Here is a 1,245-nt window from a genome sequence, read left to right on the forward strand (position 1 = left end):
CGCGGAAGAAGCCGGTCGGACCGCGCCGGGCGGTGCCTCACCGGCGGCACGCCGCCGAGGTGGAAGAACTGTCGCCGGACTATCAGGCGTTGATGGCCGCCGCGGTCGATGCGGGAGGCGACGGGCTCGGTGCCCGGCGGGCGGCGGTGGTGCTGGGCTGGGACAGTGCGTCCGCCTCCCGCGTCGAAGGCGCGAGGGCCCGGCTGAAGCGGCTGGTGGAACGAGGCTGGCTGGTGGAGCAGAAACCGGGCAGGTTCACGCTGCCTCCTGAGGTGTCGGAGCACGACGCTGCCGGCGGTGGGCGGCCAGGCGGCGGCTCATGAGCATGGTCATCGACCAGCAGATGACGGCTTCACTGGTGTCGGTGCGCCGCTCGTAGTCACGGACCAGGCGCCGGCTGCGCAGGCACCAGGCGAAAGACCGTTCAACGACCCAGCGGCGGGGCAGCGCCTGGAAGCCGCTGATGTCGTCGCTGCGGCGGACGATGCCGAGAACGACGCCGAGCTGTGCCGCACTCCAGTCGACGAGGTGGCCGGTGTAGCCGCCATCGGCCCAGACCCGTGTCAGCCGTCCGAAGCGGTCCCTGGCCGCCGTCAGCAGGAGGCGTGCGGCGTCCCGGTCGGTGGTCGACGCCGGCGTGACCAGCACGGCCAGCAGCAGACCGAGAGTGTCGGTGAGCAGGTGCCGCTTGCGTCCGTTGATCTTCTTCCCGGCATCGAAGCCCCGCGCGGCCAGGGCGACGGTGGCGTCCGCCTTCACCGACTGCGAATCGATGACCGCCGCACTCGGCTCCTGGTCACGGCCCTCGGAATCGCGGACGGCCTCGCGCAGCCGGTCGTGCAGCTCGGCCACGAGTCCCGCATCCCGCCAGCGGGCGAAGAAGGCGTACACCCGTGGCCAGGGCGGGAAATCGGCGGGCATCGCCCGCCACTTGATGCCGTTGTCGACGAGGTACCGCACCGCGTCGATCATCTGCCGGTGGCAGTAGCCCTCCGGCCGCCCGCCCCGACCAGCCAGCCATCCCGGCACCGGCAGCAGGTCCCGCACCAGGATCCACTCGGCATCGCTCATGTCCGAGCCGTACCGGGGTCGGCGCCCCGGCCGGTCGGCCGCGTTCCCGAACCTGTGGGCGAGACAGTCACACCCAGGAGTGGACGGACTGGACCCGGCAACCGTGACCACGCGACACTTCGACAACAGGGCCTCTTGATCCTCGCTGGACTCGACATCCGCGAGCTACCAAGA

At 71.2% G+C, this 1,245-nt stretch carries 2 protein-coding genes; one reads left to right on the forward strand and one right to left on the reverse strand.

Features of this window, described 5'->3' with window-relative positions:
* Positions 1 to 323: hypothetical protein (locus AB0E77_RS34230; RefSeq protein ID WP_361578934.1), on the forward strand; the 323-nt coding region annotated here is incomplete at its 5' end.
* Here AB0E77_RS34230 and AB0E77_RS34235 read toward each other — a convergent pair.
* Positions 256 to 1,071, reverse strand: coding sequence for an IS5 family transposase (locus AB0E77_RS34235; RefSeq protein ID WP_361578937.1), 816 nt, complete (start codon positions 1,069 to 1,071; stop codon positions 256 to 258). The genes AB0E77_RS34230 and AB0E77_RS34235 overlap by 68 nt on opposite strands.
* Positions 1,072 to 1,245 lie beyond the last annotated feature (174 nt).

Source organism: Streptomyces sp. NPDC032940, from assembly GCF_040636935.1.
Taxonomy (GTDB): Bacteria; Actinomycetota; Actinomycetes; order Streptomycetales; family Streptomycetaceae; genus Streptomyces.